Raw genomic sequence first — 794 nt, 5'->3', positions numbered from 1 at the left:
GATATTAGAGCGGAATCCGCGAACTGCGACCTTTACCAAATCCTTGTCGCGTTTGATATCCATCAGTTCAACGCCTTCCTCTTCAGCAACAGCCTGAATGCCGCTGACCTTAAAGCATTCCATCGTATCACATCCAATTGCAGCAGCTTCCGCTACGATAATTCTCTTCGGTTCTGCCTTTTTTACCTCGCGAATAACCGCCCTTACTACCTCCGGATTGGTACATACAGAAGTTTCTGGTGGTTCCGCATGTCCTGCGTTTGGTTTTAGAACCACAGTAGTCCCTTTGCGAATGACATTGGTAACACCGCCCATCAGGTCAAATACCTTTGTTACATTTGCCTGAATATCATCGCCTTTTGCAAGAGCAACCAGTGATTTCGCTTTACTCATTTTTCTCCTCCTTAAAAATTCCGACATAATTTATAATTACATTTCTAACTAGAGCAAAAACTGTGCCAAAGAAAAAATGTGATTTTTGCAAGGAATTGTTATGAAAATAACAAATCTTGTTGCGTGTACTCGCAAACCTGTTGCGCTTATGCAACACATACCAGGCATTTTCTATAAATTTTTTCTATATCTGCGGCAGAAAGCCCTGCCAGGCCCCATCCGATAAACGGTCTTCCATTCAGCGTCTGTTCAGCCAACTTAGCAAAATCTCTTTCCTCTATTTCCAGTCTTTGAGAAAGGCCAATCTCCGCAATAAAACGCTCTAAGGCAGCAATTCCATTTTGGATAATCTCTTGTTCGCAGGTTCCCTCAACGCCAAAGATTTCCCGGAAAAATTCACA

Annotated in this window: 2 protein-coding genes; both read right to left on the bottom strand. The window is 42.7% G+C overall.

The window, feature by feature from the left end:
* A partial coding sequence (locus D1841_RS17695; RefSeq protein ID WP_166554340.1) for a DUF362 domain-containing protein occupies nt 1–393 on the bottom strand: 393 nt, incomplete at its 3' end.
* 146 nt (nt 394–539) lie between these two features.
* Nucleotides 540–794 (bottom strand): iron-containing alcohol dehydrogenase (locus D1841_RS17690; protein WP_166554339.1); only part of this gene is annotated, 255 nt, incomplete at its 5' end.

Source organism: Neglectibacter sp. X4 (assembly GCF_009917365.1).
GTDB lineage: Bacteria > Bacillota > Clostridia > Oscillospirales > Acutalibacteraceae > Acutalibacter.
This window is presented reverse-complemented; position numbering and strand designations above follow the sequence as displayed.